The organism is Daejeonella rubra (assembly GCF_900103545.1).
GTDB lineage: Bacteria > Bacteroidota > Bacteroidia > Sphingobacteriales > Sphingobacteriaceae > Daejeonella > Daejeonella rubra.
This window is the reverse complement of the sequence record NZ_FNHH01000002.1, coordinates 33,299-54,988: the sequence shown is the minus strand read 5'-3', so window position 1 is coordinate 54,988 and position 21,690 is coordinate 33,299. Positions and strand designations below refer to the sequence as shown.

Here is a 21,690-nt window from a genome sequence, read left to right as displayed (position 1 = left end):
AATAAGTTGTAAGTTTTAAGTAAACAGCCGTCACGCAGAAACTTAAAACTTACAACTTATAACCTACAAACTATGGCACAAACCCTGTTTGATAAAATCTGGAATGAGCACGTCGTCAGCAGCAATGCCGGTTTTCCGGACACATTATATATTGATGCACATATCATCAATAAAATAACGAGTCCGGCAGCTTTTGAAGGCTTGCGCAAGCGGCACGTCCCTGTTTACAGACCCAATCAAACAATTGTAATTACTGAGCCATCATTTCAGCATATTCCTCTTACCGACCTGTCGCACTTTCAGCTTGACATGCTTAACAGGAATTGCAGTGATTTCGGATTAAACAGGATAGAACAGCTTCGCTTAGATCAGGTATTTCCATATGTAAGCTATCCAGGACAAACGATTGTCTGTGATGAAAAGTTTTCAGATATACTAGGTTCACTAGGTTCAATTGCTCTTGGTATCAGCGAATTACATGTAGAACAAGTACTTGCAACACAATGCCTGTTGATACATAAGCCGAAACGAATGAAAATAGAAGTCAATGGCAAACTGGCTAAAGGACTTGGGGCTAAGGACATTAATCATTACCTGATGTCAGAGATCTCTGCGGGTGGTGCTAATGGTTATTTTATTGAGTATGCCGGAGATACCATTCTTAATTTAGAAATGGAAGGACGTATGGCTATTTGCAAAATGAGCAGGGAAATTGGTGCTTTCGGCGGACTGATTGCGCCGGATGAAAAAACCTTTGCTTACATCCGCAAATATAGTTCGATAGTAGAAGTTGAGAATCAGAACGAGGATGCATTTCAGAAAGATTTGTATTCAGATGACAGCGCTGTGTTTGATGAGGTTCTTGAATTTGACGCAGAAGATATTGGTCCCGGAAACTACGGGATAGGATTATCGAAACTTATGCAATCAAGATCGAATCCGCACTCAGCAGGGATGATCACTTTTGATGGTTCCGCTATTGTTGCAGGATATAATGACACTGATTACCTTTTAAACAGACTTGAAAATATCGAAGAATTCGAAAATTCGAAGGATTATAAAATTATTAATGGGGATTAATCCCCATTACAAGAAACAAAGGACCGCAACAGAATTTATGTTAAGGACCGCAATAAAGCAAGAAAGCTTTATTTAAAATATAAAATATGTTACACGACCCAAACCGCATCTATATTTTTGACACCACTCTAAGGGATGGAGAACAGGTACCCGGATGTCAGCTATCTACAGTAGAGAAAATCGAAATTGGAAAGGCACTGGAAAATCTGGGTGTTGATGTAATTGAAGCGGGATTCCCTATTTCAAGTCCCGGCGATTTTCAAAGTGTGGTTGAGCTCTCTAAAGCTGTGCGTGAACCCGTGATCTGTGCATTAACACGTGCAAATAAAGGTGATATTGATTGTGCCGCAGAAGCTTTAAAATTTGCAAAAAGACCACGTATTCATACCGGAATAGGTGCATCTGACAATCATATAAAATATAAGTTCAACAGTACCCGTGAAGCGATACTTCAGCGTGCTGTTGAAGCCGTAAAATATGCCAAGAGTTTCGTTGAAGATATCGAGTTCTATGCGGAGGATGCAGGCAGGGCAGACAATGAATTTCTGGCAAAAATGGTGGAAGCGGTTATTGCTGCAGGCGCTACAGTTGTCAATATCCCTGATACCAATGGATATTGCCTGCCTGAACAATACGGTGAAAAGATCCGTTTTCTGAAAGAAAATGTTAAAAACATTGATCAGGCCATTATTTCAGTGCATTGCCATAATGACCTGGGCCTGGCTACCGCCAACAGCATTGCAGGTATACAGAATGGAGCCCGGCAGGTTGAATGTACGATCAACGGTATAGGAGAGCGTGCAGGAAATACAGCATTGGAAGAAATTGTGATGATCCTTAAAACTCACCACAGCCTGAATTTTACTCATAAAGTGAACAGTAAGCACCTATATGAGTTGAGTGGAATGGTTAGCAGGATGATGCGTATGCCAGTTCAGCCAAATAAAGCTATTGTAGGTAAAAATGCATTTGCCCATAGCTCGGGAATTCATCAGGACGGTGTTTTAAAACACAGAGAGACCTATGAGATCATCAATCCGGAGGATGTTGGTATCGATCAATCAGAGATCATATTAACTGCCCGCAGTGGCCGCCATGCATTGAATCATCACCTGGAGCGCCTGGGCTATACAATTGAGCGTATTGACCTTGATCAGGTTTACGAACGGTTCCTAACCCTGGCAGATGGCAAGAAAGAGATCAAGGATGATGATATCCTGTTCCTGATGGGACATGAGACTGAGAATAATTATAAAAACGGACTTGCGATCAAAGGATTGAAGGTTGTATGTGGCGATCAGGTTAGTCCGACAGCCACTATAATTTTAAATTATAAAGGAAAAGATAACGAAGCAACGGCAACAGGAAACGGACCGGTTGATGCAACGATCAAGGCAATTGAAAAGATCATTGGCAAAAGCTTCAATATTAAAGAATTCAATATTCATGCGATCCATAGTGGAAGCGATGATGTCAGTAAGGTAGATATGCGTGTAACTGATGAAGGGAAATCATATGTAGGTTACGGTTTTAGTACCGACATCGTCAGAGCATCGGCAAATGCCTATCTGGATGCGCTGAATAAGTTTGTGTAGGGGGACTACGTTGTACGTTATAAGTTGTATGTTATAAGGAATAGGTTATAAGTTTTATTAACAGGTTATATTGAATTAAGGGTATTGGATTATAATTGGAAAAATAAAATCTAAATACTAAGTACTGAGTACTAAATACTAATAAAAAAAAATATGAGCAAAACATTGTTTGACAAGGTGTGGGATACTCACGTAGTTCGTAAGATTGAAGGCGGACCGGACGTATTATTTATCGACCGACACCTGATCCATGAAGTTACAAGCCCTGTAGCATTCCTTGGACTGAAAAGCAGAGGTATAAAAGTTTTATATCCAAAGCGCACTTTCGCAACAGCTGATCATAATACACCAACCATTAACCAGCATTTACCGGTTCAGGATCCTCTATCTGCGAACCAGTTAAAAGCACTGGAATCAAATTCAAATGAATATGGTATCAGCTACTGGGGATTGGGACATCAAAAAAATGGTATCGTACATGTTGTAGGACCAGAATATGGTATTACACAGCCTGGTGCCACGATCGTTTGCGGTGACTCGCATACTTCAACTCACGGTGCTTTTGGTGCCATCGCTTTTGGTATTGGTACATCTGAAGTTGAAATGGTTCTTGCTACCCAATGCATCATGCAGGAAAAGCCAAAGAAAATGAGGATCAATATCAATGGGCAACTAGGCAAAGGTGTCACTCCTAAAGATGTTGCTTTATTTATCATTTCTCAGCTTTCAACTTCAGGAGCAACCGGATATTTTGTTGAATATGCTGGCGAAGTATTTGAAAACATGACGATGGAAGGTCGTATGACCGTTTGTAACCTGAGTATTGAAATGGGTGCAAGAGGTGGAATGATCGCACCTGATGAGAAAACTATAAATTATGTTCAGGGACGTGAATTCAGCCCTAAGGGTGAAGCATGGGATAAAGCACTTGCCTATTACAAATCGTTAAAAACGGATTCAGATGCTGTTTTCGATATTGAATACAGCTACGATGGTGCTACGATTGAACCAATGATCACCTACGGAACCAATCCGGGAATGGGTATGGGAATTTCACATTCAATACCAAATGCAGACGATGTTGAAGGTGGAGCCGCATCTTATGCCAAATCACTGAACTACATGGGTTTCCATGAGGGAGAATCAATGATGGGCAAACAAGTTGACTATGTTTTCATCGGAAGCTGTACCAATGGTCGTATTGAAGACTTCAGAGCTTTCACATCCATTGTAAAAGGGAAGAAAAAAGCAGATCATGTTACAGCATGGCTTGTACCCGGATCTCATATTGTTGAGGCTCAGATTAAAGAAGAAGGCTTGCTTGATATTTTAAATGAAGCCGGATTTACCTTACGTCAGCCTGGTTGTTCAGCATGCCTTGCCATGAATGATGATAAGATACCAGCAGGAAAATATGCGGTAAGTACATCAAACAGGAATTTTGAAGGCCGTCAGGGCCCCGGCTCAAGAACGATGCTTGCTAGTCCGCTGGTTGCTGCTGCAGCAGCTATTACAGGAGTAGTTACTGATCCGAGAACTCTTATTTAATAACAGGCGATCATTCGCAAAAAGAAAATAAAATGGCTTACGATAAATTCAATATATTAAGAAGTACCGCTGTTCCTCTGGCAATAGAGAACGTGGATACTGATCAGATCATACCGGCACGCTTTTTAAAAGCGACTGAACGTGTGGGATTTGGTGATAATCTTTTCCGCGACTGGAGATATAATCCAGACAATACACCTAAGGCCGATTTCGTGCTTAATAACCCATTGTACAGTGGTAAAATTCTTGTTGGTGGTAAAAATTTCGGTTCTGGTTCATCAAGAGAGCATGCGGCATGGGCTGTATATGACTATGGATTCAGATGTGTGGTATCAAGTTTCTTCGCCGATATCTTTAAAAACAACTGCCTGAACATTGGAGTATTACCTGTTCAGGTAAGTCCCGATTTCGCAGAAAAGATCTTCCGTGCCATAGAGGCTGATCCGAAAACTGAGATTGAAGTTAATCTTCCGGAACAAAGTATCACTATCCTTCCGACAGGAGATAAAGAAACGTTTGACATAAGCTCTTACAAAAAAGATAATATGGTCAATGGCTTTGATGATATAGATTATCTGCAAAACATCAAAACTGAAATAGAAGAATTTGCTTCAAAACTTCCTTTATAATATTAAGACCATCCAAATGGAAAAAAGGAAAATAGAAATAATGGATACTACCCTCCGTGATGGTGAACAAACATCCGGGGTCTCCTTTTCTATATCAGAAAAACTGACCATCACCCAACTACTGCTTGAAGAACTCAGGGTTGACAGGGTTGAGATTGCATCGGCAAGGGTATCAGAAGGAGAATTTGCATCTGTTAAGGCTATTATGGACTGGGCCAACTTTCATGGCTATACAAACAGAATAGAGGTACTTTCATTTGTTGATCAGGGGGTATCCGTAGAATGGATGGCTAACGCAGGTGTTAAGGTTCAGAATTTACTGACTAAAGGTTCTTTAAACCATTTGATCCACCAGCTTAAAAAAACTCCTGAACAACATTTTTCAGAAATCGGGGCTATCATACTACTTGCACAAAGCCATGGTATTTCAAGCAATGTATATCTTGAAGACTGGAGTAATGGCATGCGCAACTCACCGGAATATGTTTACCAGTATCTTGATTTTCTATCTACTCAGCCTGTAAAAAGAGTTTTATTACCCGATACGTTAGGAGTGTTAACTCCAAATGAAACTTTCAACTACATTTCGGAGATAAAATCGCGCTATCCTGGTATTCATTTCGATTTTCACGCTCATAATGACTATGACCTGGCAAATGCCAATATTTTAGAAGCGATCAGGGCAGGTGCCGATGGTTTGCACTTAACTGTGAACGGCATGGGTGAAAGAGCAGGAAATGCCTCTATTGCAAGTGCTGTAGCTGCCATTAATGACTTCATGCCTGAAGTAGAGATCAATATCAACGAAGAAGCTATCTATACGGTCAGTAAACTTGTGGAGACTTTCTCCGGCATCAGGATCCCTTCTAACAAGCCAATTGTAGGTGAAAATGTATTTACTCAAACAGCGGGCATTCATGCTGATGGGGATAGTAAGAATAATTTGTATTTCAATGATCTTCTGCCAGAACGATTTGGCAGAAAACGGACCTATGCCTTAGGTAAAACATCAGGAAAGGCCAACATTGAGAAAAACCTTCAGGAACTGGGACTTAAACTAAGTGACGAGGATCTTAAAAAAGTAACCCAACGGGTTATTGAACTGGGAGACATGAAGGAAACTGTCACAAGAGAAGATCTGCCATATATCATTTCTGATGTATTGAACAGCACTTCAACGGTGGACAAAGTAGTTGTGGAGTCTTATGTATTAACACATTCAAAAGGATTAAGGCCTTCTGCAACAATATCAGTCAGGATAGATGGCGAACTCTTCGAGGAAAACGCACAGGGCGACGGACAGTTTGATGCATTCATGAAAGCGCTTTCCAAAGTATATGCAAAAAAGCAGTTATGTTTACCTAAACTGATCGATTATGCAGTAAGGATTGCTCCGGGAAGTAATTCGGATGCGCTGTGTGAAACTATTATTACCTGGGAAACCCCAAACAAAAAATTCATCACAAGAGGCCTCGATTCAGATCAAACTGTTTGTGCGATAAAATCGACACAGAAAATGCTTAATATTATTTAGTGGTTAGTAGTTAGTTGGTTAGTGGTTAGAAATTCATATAGTACAATTAACATTAGGTACCACTCAATAACTTAGAACTTAGAACTTAATACTTAGAACTTACAACGTATAACGTATAACTCAAAAAAAAAAATGAAATTAAATATCGCCCTTTTAGCTGGAGATGGAATTGGTCCTGAAGTAATTGATCAGGCAGTTAAAGTTTGTAATGCTGTCGCAAAAAAATTCGACCATGAGATCAACTGGACATCTGCTCTGACAGGTGCCTGTGCTATTGATGCTGTTGGTGAACCATATCCTGATTCAACCCATGAGGTTTGTATGGCAGCTGATGCAATTCTATTCGGAGCTATTGGAGATCCAAAATATGATAATGACCCTAAAGCGCCTATTCGTCCTGAGCAGGGTCTTTTGAAAATGCGTAAAAAACTGGGATTGTTCGCCAATGTTCGTCCTACTTTTACTTTTCCTTCCTTAATAGACAACTCACCTTTGAAAAGAGAGCGTATTGAAGGTACCGATCTGATCATCCTTCGTGAATTGACAGGAGGTATTTATTTTGGTGAACGCGGAAGGAAAGACAATGGGAATACTGCTTTTGATACTTGTACCTATACTCGCGATGAGATAATCCGTCTGGCAAAACTAGGTTTCGAGATGGCAATGACCAGAAGCAAGAAACTTTGCTGTGTGGATAAAGCCAATGTTCTTGAAAGTTCACGACTATGGAGAGAAACAGTTCAGGACATGGAAAAAGATTATCCTGAAGTTACTGTTAGTTACGAATTTGTTGATGCTGTAGCCATGCGATTAGTTCAATGGCCAAGCACCTATGATGTAATGATCACTGAAAATCTTTTTGGAGATATTCTTACTGATGAGGCATCTGTTATTTCAGGTTCAATGGGATTGATGCCTTCCGCATCGATCGGGCTTCACACCTCTTTATTTGAGCCAATACACGGATCTTATCCACAGGCTGCCGGTAAAGACATCGCAAATCCTCTGGCAACTGTGCTTTCAGCAGCCATGATGTTTGAAGATGCATTCGGATTAAAAGACGAAGCTGAGCTAATCCGCGAAGTGGTAAACAAATCCTTAGCTGAAGGTATTGTCACCGAAGATCTTTCCGGAAAGAATAAAGCCTATAAAACCAGTGAGGTTGGCGACTGGCTGGCAAAGAATATTTAAAACATTAAGGCTGGCAAGTTTGAAAAACTCTGTCAGCCTTAAAATTCAAGGAAGTTACTAATAACTACCTGAACCTTTTGCCCTTTACTGTATATCCCCGGCTTAGGGTTCATTGCAATTACCTCAATTCCATCTCTTTCCAGAAGGAGGTCTTCATAAAACCCCCTAAAGAAAACATCCTTGATCAAATATCCTTTGCTGCTCCAGCTGCTTTTAAGCTGTACCCATTCAGGATAGATCATAACACTTTCTTTTTTAGTTTTTATTCCCATCTTTCTCGCTGCTTCGGAAGATAAGACAAATGCATTTCCAAGTAATTTGCCGGTATAAATGTAAGCAGGTTTTGAATATAGCTGATCGGGTTTACCTGATTCAATTAATTTTCCATCTTTTAAAATTATCATTTGATTCGCAAGTGTAAGTCCGTCGACCGGATCATGCGAAACAATAATGATGGTGATTCCAAGCTCATCATTTAACCTTTTCAGATCTGCACGAAACTGGGTTTTCAGTACAGCATCAAGCTGGCTGAAAGGTTCATCGAGAAGTAATACCTCAGGCTCCGTTATGATTGCTCTGGCTAAGGCTACACGCTGCTGCTCTCCCCCACTCAACTCAACTATTTTTTTATTTGCCAGATGATCGATCCTTAGGAAGCCCATCATTGCCAGTGCTTTTTGCTTTTTCCCCTCTACGTCCTCATTGGAAAGCATGCTCTCAATATTTTCATAAACCTTTGCAAAAAGATTCAGATTAAAATCCTGGTTTAGCATTTTCATTGAATCATGGCCGGGGATCAATTTTTCATGTGGCCCATTAAGATGTTCTCCCTTAAAAAACACCTCCCCTGAATCAGGCGCAAGCAAACCATAAATAAGTTTCAGCAGTGTACTCTTTCCACTTCCACTTTCACCAACAATGGCAATAAAATCACCCTTTTTGATTACAAGGTCGATCGTACTGACCCCCGCTGCTGAATCTTCAGAATAGTGTTTACTGACATTTTCGAGAGAAATAAAAGGCTGTGACATAGTTTCAAATATACTAAAAAACCCCGCCTGCTGAATTTCAGCAGAAGCGGGGCTCTTCACTATTTTTCTTATTTAAAATCCGAACATTAATCCAAATGAAAGATTTTTAAAATCTTCAGGGCCCTGTCCATTCGCAAAAACATCATTGCCATAGTATTTGACATAAACCCCTGTACCGCCATATCCGAGTCTGGCAAATGCTCCGTATCTGAATGGATTCAGATTATAATCGTCTTTAAACTTTTCCTTACCATTTTCTTTGCTCACCTGTTTAATTTTTCCGTTCAACAGGAAACCAATTTCAGGACCGAAGACAAAATTGAGTTTATCTCCATTTTTGTCATCTTTAGTCCGCAACTGGAAGGACAATGGAATACGAAGATACTGGCTGGAGAAGCGGTTTTTCTTGAAGTCAACGGCTTCGGTAACATAGGTAAGAGTCGGCTTATCCTTTTGAAAGGTAATATTCTGTTTCAGCCGCATATGATTCCAGTCGAGACCGGCGCCAGTATATATTTTAAAATAGCTGTTAAACCGGTAACCCATTTGAAAAAACTCAAAACCAAAATTGCTGCTTTTCCAGGTCTCACGTTCCAGGTAAGAATTTGCAGCACTAAGGGTGAAACTACCCTTATCAGTATAGGTACTCAATCCCAGGTCAAAGCGTGCAGCAATAAACTGGAATGAAAATTTAGTTTTGGATTTTACCTCCGTTTTGGTACTATCATCGTTGGAATCCTTATCACCAAAGCTTATAGTGACACTTTTCCTGTCCTTATTGGTTGTATCTCTTGTTATAACAAGAACTGTATCCTTTTTGTCCTGAGCAAAGGCACCTGCTGCAAATGTGCATAATAGAGCACAAACTAGTAGTCGTTTCATTTCTGTCTGTATTATTTTATTTTCTACTTTTTATTTTAACCAATCCTAAATTAATTCCTGAAACTTCAGAGCCCTCAACACCATCTTTAAATTCTATCAATTTATCATCACGCTTATCAACTTGGGCAATCACAAAATTAACCAGGCTTCCAATACTTCTTATTTTCTTACTCCCGGTGTTTACACGCTCTTCCTCTATGATTTGTTCTTCCTGAACATCCACTTTAGCGATCATATCAGGTTGGGTTACATCAAGCTGTGACTGATCACCCGAATACCTTGCAGGAACTTTAACTGCTTGCTTCTGCTGAGCAGCAATTGGCTTTTTAACTGGATTTGAAGCTATTACAATCTGAGGCTGCTCTGCAGCAGGTTTCACTTCAGGTAATGCTTGTGGAACTTCAGCTATTAATTTAAAATCATTTGTTACTGACTTCTCTGGAGAAAACTCAGTAAGCCCGGGATTAAGCTCAGCAAGTATTGGTTCTTCCTGAACAGGTTCAGCAGTGGGCTCACTTATAGTTGGCGGAACTAAGCTTTCAACTTTTTCTTCAGCCATTTCAGAATTCCCCTGAAGTTTAACTATTTCTAATGGCCTGGTAAACCATAGACCCGCAGAGATCACCACAATAACACTTGCAGCAGCCATCCAGAACGGTGAAAAAGATCTTCTTCCTGATTTCTTGTTATCCATTTTATTGGAAATCTTTCCCCAAACGTCATTTGAAGGTTCAACTTCAAAATCTCCAAAACGCTGCTGAAATAATTTATCCAATTCTTTATCCGATATGGGATGCATAATTTAAGCCCTCCATTTTAATTATTTTTTCCTTTAATATTGCCCTGGCTCTTGATAACTGTGATTTAGAAGCACCTTCAGTTATTCCCAGCTGCGTGGCTATTTCCTTATGTGAGTAGCCTTCTATCACATACATGTTAAATACCAGCCGGTAACCATTTGATAATTGCTGTACCAGCTTAAGCAAATCTTTTAATTCCAGTCCACTCATATCAAAAGTGCTTTGTGGCTGGTCATATACCTCATCTATATCCACTAAATTTAAATTCCTGAGGTTTTTCCGGTAGGACTCAATGGCAGTGTTCACCATGATCCTTCTGATCCATCCCTCAAAGGATCCTTCACCTCTGAATTCGGAAATTTTTTGAAATACCTTTACAAAGCCCATTTGCAATACATCCTCTGCTTCATAAGTATCCTTAGCGTAGCGCATACATACTCCCATCATGCGGGACGCAAGAGTTTTATAAAGGCTTTCCTGAGCTTTTCGATCGCCCCTTCTGCATCCTTCAAGCAAACTATCTATCGTATATGTATGATCCAAATTCATATGCTTTAAAGGTAAGATGCTAAACACTATAAATTAGTTGCACGGCAAGAAAAAAAAATTCTGAAAGCAATACGACTGAATTAGCCGAACTTTTAATTAAATTAGTATAATTCAATTCTTCAGTGTGAAATGAATCATTTCACCTTACAAATTAATTTTTAATTCATGGCATTTGTAGATTACTATCAGATATTAGGTATTGGCAAAAATGCTACTGAAAAAGAGGTTAAGAATGCCTATCGTAAACAGGCAAGGAAATTTCACCCCGATGTAAATCCCAATGACAAGGATGCACAGAAAAAATTTCAGGAGATCAATGAGGCAAATGAAGTTCTAAGCGATCCTGCAAAAAGAAAAAAATACGACCAGTATGGCAAAGACTGGAAGCATGCTGATCAGTATGAAGCTGCGGGACAAAGAGGACCTGGTGCAGGCAGACCTTCCGGAGGTCAGCAGACTTACTCCGGGAACTTCGGTGAAAGTGATTTTTCAGATTTCTTCAGTTCTATGTTTGGAGGATCGGGCAGGCAAAGCAGACAGAGCAGTTTTAAAGGACAGGATTTCAATGCCGAACTTCGTCTTAGCTTACGAGACGTTTACACCACCCAAAAACAAACAATTACAGTAAATGGCAAAAATATTCGTCTGACAATCCCGGCAGGAATAGAAAATGGTCAGACAATTAAAATTAAAGGACATGGGGCAGCCGGTATAAACGGAGGGCCAAGCGGAGATCTTTTTATTTCATTCTCCATTGCCAATGATCCTGAATTTAAACGGGTTGGAAATGATCTGTTTAAAAATACTGAGATCGATCTTTACACCGCAATATTAGGGGGTGAAATTCAGATTGACACCCTTAGCGGAAAGGTAAAACTTCAGGTAAAACCGGGAACCCAGAATGGCTCCAAGGTTAAACTAAAAGGAAAAGGATTCCCCGTTTATAAAAATGAAAGTCAGTTTGGCGACCTTTTTATAACTTATTCAGTAATCATCCCAACAGACTTAAGTGAAAAAGAAAAAGAGCTATTCATAGAATTATCTCAACTTAGAAAATAAGGCCATGACAGAGGAAAACTTAATTTCTGCCCATGAGTTTTGTGTTTACCATAATATTGGGCACTCATTTATCCTTCATTTAAAGGAGTATGGACTGGTTGAAACGATTACACTTGAACAGATCGATTATATTCCCTCCGAACAGATCGAAAAACTGGAGCGAATACTGCGAATTCACAGGGAGTTGGAAATTAACCTTGAAGGAATAGATACCATTGATCACATGTTACAGCGGGTAGATCTGCTTCAGCAGGAAGTGATACAACTTAAGAATAGACTAAGACTTTATGAAGACATTGATTAATTTATATTTTCAATAACAAAGTATGCATATTATTTCGAAAATACTGATCGTTATTGTTGCTCTGGAGCATCTTTACATTCTCTGGCTTGAAATGTTTGCCTGGACAACTGCAGGAAGGAGAACTTTCAAATCTATGCCGGCAGATATGTTTGAAAAAACAAAGTCGATGGCTGCAAATCAGGGATTATATAACGGATTTCTGGCTGCCGGACTGATCTGGTCGCTTATAATTGAAGACAATACATGGTCACAGCATGTTGCAACATTCTTTTTAGCCTGTGTGATCACAGCCGGAGTATATGGCGCAATTTCTGTTCAAAAATCAATTCTGTATGTACAGGCTTTACCTGCAACTTTAGCACTTACTGCTATCTTTCTGCTTTAGACTTGAGAAGTCTGAACGATTGTTTGTAAACCAGAAAAGAGGAATTTGAAAATTCTATTTTCCTGGTTCCTGCGGGTCTGCCCATATCCATAAAAGGCTCGAACCGGAAATCAAGATAAAGATTTGGAATAAGTTGCTTCTGGTAGGAATAACGGAGCATGATCAATTTTCTGTTCTTTTCTGTAAATCCGGCATGGTCAATGTGTTGAGATACGCTCTGATACAAGGGCATCCCGTTAGATGAAATAAAAGACATACCATTCCAGTAAGTTCCAATTAATGAACCGTAATGCGTATCAATTCCTGTATTAAGATACCAACCATGTCCTTTAGAAAAAGCTTGTACATCTGTGAATGAAAAATCATTAAAGCCCATCAGATAGTTTTCCGATCTGACAGCATTTACAAACCCTGTTAGTGGAATCTTCAATTTAAAACCCAAAGCCGTATTAACCAGCGTTTGCAAAGGTTCAGGTGTAATATCTATCTGACCGCCCTGATGAAAGACCGTTAATTGAAGCGGAATAGAAAGATCGATCTTTGAGTTCCTGATCAGTCTGAAATCTGCTGATAGTCCTCCCAAAATCTGCTCCTGTACAGGAGACGGCTTATAGATCATCCGCTTCCAATTGATAAATGCATCCAGGAATAAAGAATTCTTATTGATTATGAACTGCGTACCATATTCAACAGGCTCGGTGATCCTTTTCTCAAAATCAAACAGTGGCTCCGCCATACGGTGATGGATATTCCCTTCCAAAACTCCATTGATAAGGGTAGTATGTCCATTTTGATATTTAATACTGAAGAGGGGAAGTGTTCTATATATGCCCTTAGCTCCGAAATCTTTTTGCAAGTGTACTCCTGCTGTTACCGCAAGCCTGGGATGCGCATAATAAACCAGCTGAGGCTCTAACTGGGTTCCGAAAAGGGTATAACCGTCCTGAATTTTATTGAAGTATTCATAGTTCCGCATAAAATTGAAACTCTGAACACTTAAATGAAGTTCACCTGTTTTCAGACTGTCAGGACGGATGCGGTATTCTAAACTATCAGTAGATATCTGAGCAACCGAATCATTAAAATTGCTTAGGAAGAATAAAAAAATCAGGTATTTCTTCATTGAAAATTATCAGTCATTAATGATGATCTCAGGTTTTAATGATGAATATAGATCAGGAATATCCCCAATCCTGCAGGCTTTTAATTTTATTTCCCTTTTAAACGATAATACTTATAGATCTTGACAGCAGACATGATCACAGTACTGAATACAATAAGCCCTGTTAATCCATAGATCCAATCGACAGCACTTTTAAGGATCACGGTAAATACAATGGCTACCAGAAAAATTGTTGCAAGTTCATTCCAGAGCCGCAATTGAGTAGATGACCAGGTAAAAACACCATGCTTCAACTTGTTCATGATGCTCTGACACATGAAGTGATAGATCAAGAGGCCAAATACAAATGCCAGTTTTACCAGCATCCAGTTCATACTTAACAAACTGGGATTAACCCATATCATTGCAATACCAGCCAGGAAAGAAATGGCCATTGCAGGCGTTGTGATTATATACCAGAGCTTATGCTGCATGATCTCAAACTGTCGTTGAAGAGTTATTCTCTCTGACTCAGGGCGATCATTAGCTTCCACATGGTAGATGAACAGACGAACGATATAAAACAGCCCGGCCATCCAGCTTACAACAAATATGATATGAATTGCCTTTAAATATAAATAGGTCATAATTTGCTGGTCAAAAAGCTGAATGCTTTTACTTTTTTATTTTTGACGTTGATCAGTATCTGAATTCCTTCATTAACTCCACTGCATATTTTACATTATCAAAAGGAATATCCGGCATAATGCCATGGCCCAGATTGAAAATAAAGCCATCTTCTCCACGCATACGTTCGAATAAGCGATGTATTCTTTCCTTAATTACTTTCTTATCTGCATATAGAATATGCGGATCCAGGTTACCCTGGACAGCAATACCAGCAGGAAGTTTCTTTTTTATGTCGAGCAAATCTGCATTCCAGTCGACAGAGATCACATCAGGCTTTGATTCTGCCATCAGTGGTGCAAAAACAGAGCTGCCTTTACAGAAAGAAATGATTGGAATGTCCTTTCTGTTCAGCTTTGAAATTATTTCTGTATTGTAACTGTGAGAGAATTCTTTATAGTCATCCCATGACAATGCAAGAGCCCAGCTATCAAATAGCTGAAGCGCATTGACACCGGCATTGATCTGGAGGTTTAAATAATCAATAGTCACCTTCGCGATCTTTGCAAGCAGCTGATGAGCCAGCTCAGGATGGTTATGAATAAGAAGTTTAGTAAGTTTAAAATCTTTGGAAGATCCGCCTTCCACAAGGTAGCTCATCACAGTAAAAGGAGCACCAGCAAAACCGATCAGAGGAATACTTCCATTTAACCTTTGCTGAATTACTTTTATCGCATCTGCTACATACTGAAGCTTATCATCTACTTCTGTGAGGAGTTTATCTACATCTGCCTGAGTACGAACAGGATTTGCAAATTTTGGCCCTACACCCTGAGTAAAACTCAGATCACCACCCATTGCCTCTCCAGTAACGAGAATGTCGGAAAAGAGAATTGCAGCATCGATCCCTAAAAGATTGACAGGGAGCATGGTCACATCTGCTGCGATCTCCGGGGTTTTACACATCTCCAGAAAGGAGTATTTATTCTTTATCTCCCAGTACTCGGGCATAAACCGACCGGCCTGGCGCATCATCCATACCGGAGGACGCTCTGTACTTTTTGAAAATGCGGCCCTTAAAAAGAGGCTATCTTGTATGTTCTTCTCGCTCACTATGCTTTATTAATTTCGGATTCGATCTTTTGAATAATATCTTTTACTCTTGATGATATTTTATAAGCCCTGGCCATTTCTACGTATACTCTGGCTCGTTCAACATCCTTTTTACGCAAGTTAATATTTGCCAGATGTACCAACACGATTGCTTTATCATTCTGGTTACGTAAAGGGAATTTACTGGCAATCTGAAAATGCTTTTCAGCTTCGTCATAATTTTGCCTGTGAAGTTCCAGATTCCCATAAATAAACTCATAGAACCCACGCCTATGTTTGCCCAAACGATCAGGATCTTCAATCTCCTTTAGCAGGGTTTCTGCTTCCACGTAGTTCTTAGCATGAAATTCTCTGGCTGCCATAACCACAGTACCTTCACGAAAATAGCCCCAGATCAACAGGGCTATACCGATACCAACAACTGCCGTTATTTCATAAACCTGCTGACTGATAGTCCATGCAAGCAGGAGCACTGCAATTCCAATAACCCATAGGCGGGCCTTTTTAGTTAACATTTTTAGTGATTATCAATAAATTTATACCCAACCCCACGGATTGAATGAAAATAAGTCGGATTTTTCTGATCAGGCTCAAAATATTTACGGAAAGTCAGAATAAAATTGTCAATGGTTCTTGTTGATGGGTATACATCATAATTCCAGACCGTCTCAAGAATTTGCTCTCTTGAAACCGCCTCATTACGACGCTCGATCAAAAGTTTTAATAACATGGTCTCCTTCTTCGTTAGCGGAGTGACGGTACCGTCGTCACTCTTCAATTCGAAAGAGTTGAAGTAGATCGTTTTATCACCAATCTTATAGGAATTCAATTCCTTCAACTGATCCCCTTTAAGACTACGGCGAACAAGATTTGCAACCCTTAAGATCAATTCTTCCAGATTAAATGGCTTTACCAGGTAATCATCAGCACCTTTTTTCAAACCCATCACACGATCTTCACTCGTGTTTTTGGCAGTCAAAAACATGATCGGAACCTCTGAATTCTCAAGTCTTATTGTTTCTGCCACCTGGAATCCATCGATCTCAGGTAACATCACATCAAGGATCACCAGATTAAAACGTTCTTCTTTGAAAACTTTTAATGCTTTTTTCCCATCTGTTGCTGTTGAAACTTTGTATCCTTCCAGTTCCAGATTTAATTTGATAGCTTCCAGAAGATGTTCTTCGTCTTCTACCAGTAGAATTCTTTGTTTAATTGGCATTTGCGTTGAATATTACTTCGAAAATAGTTCCCGAAGGATTGTTGTTTCTAACTTTAATAATGGCCTGATGCTTATCAAGAACCTGTTTTACTATGAACAAGCCTAAACCTGTTCCCTTAGTTTTACGTGTCTCTTCACTCCCAACTCTATAAAACTTTTCAAAAATACGTGATTTTTCCTGATCATTAATACCAATACCGGAATCGGCAACAATAAAGTAGATCTGACCACCTTTTTGCTTCAGACTTACTTTAATTTCTGCGCATGGAGGAGAATATTTTACGGCATTTTCGATCAGGTTTGTAACCACTGAAGTTAATGCGAATTTGTCTCCATTCAGAAATATAAAGGGTTGAACCGAGGTTTTGATAACCTGTGAACTACAGGTATGTAATTGAAGTCGTCCGGCAACTGAATTTACAAGCTGAGAGAAATTAAACTGCTCTTTTGGAAAGGTGTATGACTTACTCTCAATCTTTGTCGCTATAAGCATGTTCTCAACCAGATCATCCAGTCGCTCAATATCCTTTAAGGAATTTTTAAGGAATGATTTCTGTTGTGCAGGTTCCAGGTCTCTTTTCAGGATGGTCTCCAGATACAATTTTATAGATGCAAGAGGTGATTTCAACTCATGTGTAACCGAAAGTAAAAAATTCCTCTGTTGATTATGTAATTTCCTTTCACCATTAATTGCCTTATGCATATAATAGGCGCCGACAAGAAAAATGAATATAAATACAGCACTTTCTCCCAATATCATCCCCAAACTATCCGGTTTTGCAGACAACAATAGTCTGCCCCACCAAATTACCTGAAGTACAGTGTAAATGATCAGACTATAAAATATCAGGAGCGGCCTTCTCATGCCCTTGAACCTCTGAAAACAATATCAAGACTTTCAAAAATAGCTCGTTTTGCTTTTTCAAGCTCAATCTTAGAATGAGTTGAGGAAACAAAACCAACTTCATATCCCGATGGTCCTAGATAAACTCCTCTGTTCAGCAACTCACGATGCATGATCTTGAATTTTTCCATGCTTGATGCATCGATCTCATCAGCATTACTGATACTTTCCCGATCTGTGAAGGCAAACCAGAAAATAGAACCTATGGTAAAGACCTTAAACTTATAATTCTTAGCCGTTGCGTAACGTTGAATTGATTCCGTAAACTCGAAGGTTTTATTATTCAGATCTTTATAGAAATTAGATTTTGACAGTTCCGTTAGCTGAGCAATTCCTGCAGCCATAGCAACCGGATTGCCGGATAAAGTACCTGCCTGATAAACCGGGCCGTCAGGAGATATCATTCCCATGATCTCTTCTGATGCTCCATACATCCCCACAGGCAAACCACCACCTATGATCTTTCCATAGGTAATTATATCTGGATAGATATTGTAATACCCTGCGGCACCTTCAAAACCAACTCTGAATCCGGAAATTACCTCATCAAAGATCAGCAGTGATTTATTCTTTGTACAGATCCTGCGTAAAAATTCAAGGAACTCCTGTGTTTGAAGTAAAAGTCCGTTGTTCGCCGGAACAGGTTCAATAATTACTGCTGCTATCTGATCGCTGAATTGTTCAAACGCTTCTTCTACAGCCTGAATATTGTTCAAAGGAACAACAATGGTTTCATCGGCAAATGATTTTGGAATACCTGCAGATGAAGTCTCACCAAATGTGACCAGGCCTGAACCTGCCTTAACAAGTAAAGAGTCCAGATGGCCATGATAACAACCTTCAAACTTGATAATTTTATCGCGTTTGGTATATCCGCGGGCCAAACGTACTGCCGACATCACCGCTTCAGTACCTGAACTGGTAAAACGAAGTTTTCGGATATATTTATTATTTTTCAGAATGAGTTCGGCAAGTTGATTTTCAAGTGCGGTGGGTGCACCAAAGCTCATACCGTTCTGCATCGCCTCGATCACCTTTTCACGTACTGCAGAATTGTTATGTCCAAGGATCAATGGTCCCCAGGAAGCACAAAAATCAATAAACTGATTGCCATCAGCATCCCATATAAAACAACCATCTCCCTTTTGTATAAATAATGGAGTTCCGTGTACAGACTTAAAGGCCCTAACAGGCGAATTTACTCCGCCGGGAAAGTAAGTCTTTGATTTTTCATATAACTCTGCTGATCTTTCTCTTGAAATATCTGGTTTAACAGTAGAATTAACCGTTGTTTCTTCCTCAGATCCTGAAAACATCTTTTTTATTGATCCTAACATTGAGTTGTATTGTAAGTATTAAGTTATAAGTATTAAGTTATAAGTATTAGGTTTTAAGTTAAACTTAGTACCTTAATTTCAAACTTATTCTAAAAATCAATTATTTTATTTCTGCTAATAGCTTTAGGCTTTTTGCTTAATCCATCCATCCCTTTTCAAGGATCTCACGTGCATGATAAGTAATAATTATATTAGCGCCTGCCCTGCTGAATGCATACATGTTTTCCATGATTACTTTCTGCTCATCTATCCAGCCATTTGCACCTGCAGCCTTAACCATTGAGTACTCTCCTGAAACATTATAACAAGCAACCGGCAGATTTGTGCTTTCTTTCAGACGATGAATGACATCCAAATAAGCAAGTGCAGGTTTAACCATCAGTATATCAGCACCTTCCTGTTCATCAAGAGCTGATTCTCGCATGGTTTCCCGCGGATTCCTGAAGTCCATTTGATAGGCCTTTCTATCGCCCTTTCCGGGAGCTGAATCTGCAGCCTCTCTGAACGGTCCATAATATGCAGATGCAAATTTTATGCTGTAGCTCATTATCGCAGTATTGACCATACTATTCTGATCCAGTTTTTCGCGAATGCCAAGTATACGTCCATCCATCATATCTGATGGAGCGACCATATCCGCACCTGCCTGGGCGTGTACTAAGGCCATTTGCGCCAGAACATCCACGGTCTTATCATTCTGAACATAATCATTCTGAAGAATACCACAATGTCCATGGGTAGTATAGGCACAGGTACAAACATCAGTTACCACATACAGATCATCAGCAAATGCTCTTTTTAATTCACGAACTGCATTTGCTACGATCGAGTTTTTATCGAAAGAGGAGCTGGCATCTTCAGTTTTCTCTTCACCAACGCCAAAAAGCAATACTTTATTCAGTCCTAGTTTCATAGATTTCTCTACATCCTTCAGGAGAGTGTCTACAGAAAAATGACTAACGCCGGGCATAGCATCAATTCCATGTACCACATTTTTACCAGGTACAACAAAATAAGGATAGATAAACATATCCTTTGATAATCTGGTTTCTGCAACCATTTCGCGTAATACCGGCGATTTTCTCAACCTCCTGGGACGAATTAACATATGATCCATTGGTTTATAATACAATTATTGGTCCAGTGCAAATATTGCCTCTGCTAAACCCATTTCATCGGGTGAAAATGGCAGTGTATATTTGACTCCCATTTCATCAAATTTCTGGCCGGTTGTCTTCCCTATACAAATAACTTTCTGATCTGGCTCCAGTAAATTTTCAGCAAAATAAGAATCTACATTCGATGGGCTTGTAAAGATCAGAACCTCAGCAAACGATTGCTGAACATTTTCTTCGCTAACTGTTTCATAAACGGTCAGTTCAATGATTTTGGTTTCTGCAGAAAGTTCTTTCTGAATGGTCTTCAGGGAGCCCTTTGCACTTGGAAACAAAATAATAGTCCCATTAGCCAGTTTTGCAAACTCTTTAGCTATATCGCTGGTATCAATTCCTTCTTCTTCTCCATTAAAATCAGCTTTTTTACCATGAAGGCGAAGTGCATCTTCAGAAGCTCTTCCAAGAACCCCGAATTTTACTTTCTTTGAAAGCAGCTGAGGATCAAGTTTAAAAAAGTATTCAATTGCATTCTTACTGCTGAAGAAAACCCAATCGATATTTCTTAAGATAAATGGATCCAGTTTATTTATGGAGGGAAATGTTCTGATCAATGATCGGCCTTCAATTTCAATCTGATGCTTCCCCAATGCATTTCTCAGGTAGCTTGATTCGGAAAGTTCTCGGGTAATAAATATATTCTTAGGAAACTTACGGTCGGGTGCAAATTTAGCAACGATCATTTCGGCAATACCTTCTGCAGTTTCGGTTTGCGTAAATAGCCGATCAGGAAAATCATTACCATCAGCTGCCTTGGAGGTCCAGATCTGAAAGGTTGAACCATCCTTGCGGCAATAACAGCCTAGTGGCATCTGACAGCCACCTTCGAACAAATTCAACACTTTTCTCTCTATTCCGATCTGCTCAGCAATATCATGATTATTTATTTCCTGTAGTTTTTGAAAAAGTGCGGTATCGCTTTCACGGATCTGGTAAGCCAATACTCCCTGTGCAGGTGCAGGTATCAATTCATTAGGCTCCAGTTCTTCGATATAAAATTCACTCAGATCGAGTCCTAAACGCAACACTCCTGCCTTTGCAAGCATGATTGCATCGTATTTTTCATCACGTAATTTTTGAATGCGGGTTATTACATTTCCACGAAGTTCTTCGATTTCAAGATCAGGGCGAACAGCTAAAAGCTGAGCCTTCCGGCGATTTGAAGAAGTTCCAACCATACCGCCAAATTTTACTGACAGTTTTTGCTGAACATCCACGCAATCTTTTAAAATAAGCAATAGTTCAGCCGGATCCTCACGATCAGAAACTGCAGCAATGATCAAACCTTCAGGATGATTAGTAGGAAGATCTTTATGCGAATGTACCGCCAGATCAATACTTCCGCTAAGGAGTTCTTCTTCAAGTTCTTTAGTGAAAAATCCTTTCCCTTCAAGCTTGTCGAAACTCAGGTTCAGAATTTTATCCCCCTGGGTTTTAATGATCTTTAATTCGGAGTTAAGGCCTATTCCGGCCAGAAGATCCTTTACATAATTAGCCTGCCATAATGCAAGTTCACTTCCCCGTGTACCAATTATGATTCCGGACTTTTTATTATCTTCTGGTAAATGATCAGGCATGGCTTTTAAAATTGTTCGGACGTGTTTTTTTCGAGGCTAAAAATAGCCA

22 protein-coding genes are annotated in these 21,690 nt (G+C 39.6%); 9 read left to right on the top strand and 13 right to left on the bottom strand.

Translation table 11 applies throughout. The features are described 5' to 3' along the window. The first annotated feature begins 72 nt into the window (after positions 1-72). From BLR27_RS01710 to leuB, 6 genes are all read left to right on the top strand, one after another. Complete coding sequence (locus BLR27_RS01710) at positions 73-1,080, top strand: aconitase family protein (protein ID WP_090698566.1); 1,008 nt, start codon at positions 73-75, stop codon at positions 1,078-1,080. Between the two features lie 86 nt (positions 1,081-1,166). Further along, positions 1,167-2,675 carry a 2-isopropylmalate synthase gene (locus tag BLR27_RS01705; RefSeq protein WP_090698562.1) on the top strand — a complete coding sequence of 503 codons (1,509 nt, stop codon included), beginning with the start codon at positions 1,167-1,169 and terminating at the stop codon, positions 2,673-2,675. Positions 2,676-2,828: 153 nt separating this feature from the next. After that, positions 2,829-4,223 carry a 3-isopropylmalate dehydratase large subunit gene (gene leuC / locus BLR27_RS01700; protein ID WP_090698559.1) on the top strand — a complete coding sequence of 465 codons (1,395 nt, stop codon included), beginning with the start codon at positions 2,829-2,831 and terminating at the stop codon, positions 4,221-4,223. 32 nt (positions 4,224-4,255) lie between these two features. Next, a complete protein-coding gene (leuD, locus tag BLR27_RS01695) occupies positions 4,256-4,852 on the top strand; it encodes a 3-isopropylmalate dehydratase small subunit (protein ID WP_090698556.1) in 597 nt (198 codons plus the stop codon). 16 nt (positions 4,853-4,868) lie between these two features. Next, the gene (locus tag BLR27_RS01690; protein ID WP_090698552.1) at positions 4,869-6,386 is read left to right on the top strand and encodes an alpha-isopropylmalate synthase regulatory domain-containing protein; all 1,518 of its coding nucleotides are present in this window, start codon (positions 4,869-4,871) and stop codon (positions 6,384-6,386) included. Positions 6,387-6,518: 132 nt separating this feature from the next. Beyond that, positions 6,519-7,577: a 3-isopropylmalate dehydrogenase gene (gene leuB / locus BLR27_RS01685; RefSeq protein ID WP_090698548.1), complete on the top strand. Its 1,059-nt coding sequence runs from the start codon at positions 6,519-6,521 to the stop codon at positions 7,575-7,577. A 38-nt stretch (positions 7,578-7,615) separates the two neighbouring features. Here leuB and BLR27_RS01680 read toward each other — a convergent pair whose 3' ends face one another. The 4 genes from BLR27_RS01680 to BLR27_RS01665 form a co-directional block, all read right to left on the bottom strand. Then, positions 7,616-8,608: an ABC transporter ATP-binding protein gene (locus BLR27_RS01680; RefSeq protein WP_090698542.1), complete on the bottom strand. Its 993-nt coding sequence runs from the start codon at positions 8,606-8,608 to the stop codon at positions 7,616-7,618. A 72-nt stretch (positions 8,609-8,680) separates the two neighbouring features. Next, positions 8,681-9,490 (bottom strand): outer membrane beta-barrel protein, encoded by an 810-nt coding sequence (locus tag BLR27_RS01675; protein ID WP_090698539.1) that lies wholly within the window; start codon positions 9,488-9,490, stop codon positions 8,681-8,683. Positions 9,491-9,506: 16 nt separating this feature from the next. Further along, complete coding sequence (locus BLR27_RS01670) at positions 9,507-10,289, bottom strand: hypothetical protein (RefSeq protein ID WP_090698534.1); 783 nt, start codon at positions 10,287-10,289, stop codon at positions 9,507-9,509. Next, positions 10,270-10,839 carry an RNA polymerase sigma factor gene (locus tag BLR27_RS01665; RefSeq protein ID WP_090698528.1) on the bottom strand — a complete coding sequence of 190 codons (570 nt, stop codon included), beginning with the start codon at positions 10,837-10,839 and terminating at the stop codon, positions 10,270-10,272. Before BLR27_RS01665 ends, BLR27_RS01670 begins: the two co-directional genes overlap by 20 nt. A 165-nt stretch (positions 10,840-11,004) precedes the next feature. Here BLR27_RS01665 and BLR27_RS01660 point away from each other — a divergent pair, with 165 nt between their 5' ends. Genes BLR27_RS01660 through BLR27_RS01650 form a run of 3 tightly spaced genes read left to right on the top strand, consistent with a single transcriptional unit; the run spans position 11,005 to position 12,587 of the window. Then, on the top strand, positions 11,005-11,898 hold the full coding sequence (locus BLR27_RS01660) for a DnaJ C-terminal domain-containing protein (RefSeq protein WP_090698525.1): 894 nt from the start codon (positions 11,005-11,007) through the stop codon (positions 11,896-11,898). A 4-nt stretch (positions 11,899-11,902) separates the two neighbouring features. Then, a complete protein-coding gene (locus BLR27_RS01655) occupies positions 11,903-12,202 on the top strand; it encodes a chaperone modulator CbpM (RefSeq protein ID WP_090698521.1) in 300 nt (99 codons plus the stop codon). Between the two features lie 22 nt (positions 12,203-12,224). Further along, positions 12,225-12,587: a DUF1304 domain-containing protein gene (locus BLR27_RS01650; RefSeq protein WP_090698519.1), complete on the top strand. Its 363-nt coding sequence runs from the start codon at positions 12,225-12,227 to the stop codon at positions 12,585-12,587. Here the strand turns inward: BLR27_RS01650 and BLR27_RS01645 are convergent. From BLR27_RS01645 to hemC, 9 genes are all read right to left on the bottom strand, one after another. Next, complete coding sequence (locus BLR27_RS01645; protein ID WP_090698515.1) at positions 12,571-13,710, bottom strand: hypothetical protein; 1,140 nt, start codon at positions 13,708-13,710, stop codon at positions 12,571-12,573. The two genes, BLR27_RS01650 and BLR27_RS01645, sit on opposite strands and share 17 nt — an antisense overlap. Before the next feature lie 86 nt (positions 13,711-13,796). Beyond that, entirely contained in the window at positions 13,797-14,336 is a 540-nt protein-coding gene (locus BLR27_RS01640) for a CopD family protein (RefSeq protein ID WP_090698511.1), read from the bottom strand. 52 nt (positions 14,337-14,388) lie between these two features. Then, positions 14,389-15,414: a uroporphyrinogen decarboxylase gene (hemE, locus tag BLR27_RS01635; protein WP_090699319.1), complete on the bottom strand. Its 1,026-nt coding sequence runs from the start codon at positions 15,412-15,414 to the stop codon at positions 14,389-14,391. A 14-nt stretch (positions 15,415-15,428) separates the two neighbouring features. Continuing rightward, positions 15,429-15,944: a tetratricopeptide repeat protein gene (locus BLR27_RS01630; RefSeq protein ID WP_090698508.1), complete on the bottom strand. Its 516-nt coding sequence runs from the start codon at positions 15,942-15,944 to the stop codon at positions 15,429-15,431. Positions 15,945-15,946: 2 nt separating this feature from the next. Next, entirely contained in the window at positions 15,947-16,651 is a 705-nt protein-coding gene (locus BLR27_RS01625; protein ID WP_090698504.1) for a response regulator transcription factor, read from the bottom strand. Then, positions 16,641-17,516, bottom strand: coding sequence for a sensor histidine kinase (locus BLR27_RS01620; protein WP_090698500.1), 876 nt, complete (start codon positions 17,514-17,516; stop codon positions 16,641-16,643). The genes BLR27_RS01625 and BLR27_RS01620 overlap by 11 nt, the downstream gene beginning before the upstream one ends. Next, positions 17,513-18,892 (bottom strand): glutamate-1-semialdehyde 2,1-aminomutase, encoded by a 1,380-nt coding sequence (gene hemL, locus BLR27_RS01615; RefSeq protein WP_090698495.1) that lies wholly within the window; start codon positions 18,890-18,892, stop codon positions 17,513-17,515. The genes BLR27_RS01620 and hemL overlap by 4 nt, the downstream gene beginning before the upstream one ends. Positions 18,893-19,028: 136 nt before the next feature. Further along, entirely contained in the window at positions 19,029-20,000 is a 972-nt protein-coding gene (hemB, locus tag BLR27_RS01610) for a porphobilinogen synthase (protein ID WP_090699315.1), read from the bottom strand. 24 nt (positions 20,001-20,024) lie between these two features. Then, entirely contained in the window at positions 20,025-21,641 is a 1,617-nt protein-coding gene (gene hemC / locus BLR27_RS01605) for a hydroxymethylbilane synthase (RefSeq protein ID WP_090698491.1), read from the bottom strand. Positions 21,642-21,690: the final 49 nt, after the last annotated feature.

What these genes read in the sequence shown, in the direction of transcription:
- BLR27_RS01710 (WP_090698566.1), top strand. Translation starts at nt 73, where the DNA reads ATGGCACAAACCCTGTTTGATAAAATCTGGAATGAGCACGTCGTCAGC.
- BLR27_RS01705 (WP_090698562.1), top strand. Translation starts at nt 1,167, where the DNA reads ATGTTACACGACCCAAACCGCATCTATATTTTTGACACCACTCTAAGG.
- leuC (WP_090698559.1), top strand. Translation starts at nt 2,829, where the DNA reads ATGAGCAAAACATTGTTTGACAAGGTGTGGGATACTCACGTAGTTCGT.
- leuD (WP_090698556.1), top strand. Translation starts at nt 4,256, where the DNA reads ATGGCTTACGATAAATTCAATATATTAAGAAGTACCGCTGTTCCTCTG.
- BLR27_RS01690 (WP_090698552.1), top strand. Translation starts at nt 4,869, where the DNA reads ATGGAAAAAAGGAAAATAGAAATAATGGATACTACCCTCCGTGATGGT.
- leuB (WP_090698548.1), top strand. Translation starts at nt 6,519, where the DNA reads ATGAAATTAAATATCGCCCTTTTAGCTGGAGATGGAATTGGTCCTGAA.
- BLR27_RS01680 (WP_090698542.1), bottom strand. Translation starts at nt 8,608, where the DNA reads ATGTCACAGCCTTTTATTTCTCTCGAAAATGTCAGTAAACACTATTCT.
- BLR27_RS01675 (WP_090698539.1), bottom strand. Translation starts at nt 9,490, where the DNA reads ATGAAACGACTACTAGTTTGTGCTCTATTATGCACATTTGCAGCAGGT.
- BLR27_RS01670 (WP_090698534.1), bottom strand. Translation starts at nt 10,289, where the DNA reads ATGCATCCCATATCGGATAAAGAATTGGATAAATTATTTCAGCAGCGT.
- BLR27_RS01665 (WP_090698528.1), bottom strand. Translation starts at nt 10,839, where the DNA reads ATGAATTTGGATCATACATATACGATAGATAGTTTGCTTGAAGGATGC.
- BLR27_RS01660 (WP_090698525.1), top strand. Translation starts at nt 11,005, where the DNA reads ATGGCATTTGTAGATTACTATCAGATATTAGGTATTGGCAAAAATGCT.
- BLR27_RS01655 (WP_090698521.1), top strand. Translation starts at nt 11,903, where the DNA reads ATGACAGAGGAAAACTTAATTTCTGCCCATGAGTTTTGTGTTTACCAT.
- BLR27_RS01650 (WP_090698519.1), top strand. Translation starts at nt 12,225, where the DNA reads ATGCATATTATTTCGAAAATACTGATCGTTATTGTTGCTCTGGAGCAT.
- BLR27_RS01645 (WP_090698515.1), bottom strand. Translation starts at nt 13,710, where the DNA reads ATGAAGAAATACCTGATTTTTTTATTCTTCCTAAGCAATTTTAATGAT.
- BLR27_RS01640 (WP_090698511.1), bottom strand. Translation starts at nt 14,336, where the DNA reads ATGACCTATTTATATTTAAAGGCAATTCATATCATATTTGTTGTAAGC.
- BLR27_RS01630 (WP_090698508.1), bottom strand. Translation starts at nt 15,944, where the DNA reads ATGTTAACTAAAAAGGCCCGCCTATGGGTTATTGGAATTGCAGTGCTC.
- BLR27_RS01625 (WP_090698504.1), bottom strand. Translation starts at nt 16,651, where the DNA reads ATGCCAATTAAACAAAGAATTCTACTGGTAGAAGACGAAGAACATCTT.
- BLR27_RS01620 (WP_090698500.1), bottom strand. Translation starts at nt 17,516, where the DNA reads ATGAGAAGGCCGCTCCTGATATTTTATAGTCTGATCATTTACACTGTA.
- hemL (WP_090698495.1), bottom strand. Translation starts at nt 18,892, where the DNA reads ATGTTAGGATCAATAAAAAAGATGTTTTCAGGATCTGAGGAAGAAACA.
- hemB (WP_090699315.1), bottom strand. Translation starts at nt 20,000, where the DNA reads ATGTTAATTCGTCCCAGGAGGTTGAGAAAATCGCCGGTATTACGCGAA.
- hemC (WP_090698491.1), bottom strand. Translation starts at nt 21,641, where the DNA reads ATGCCTGATCATTTACCAGAAGATAATAAAAAGTCCGGAATCATAATT.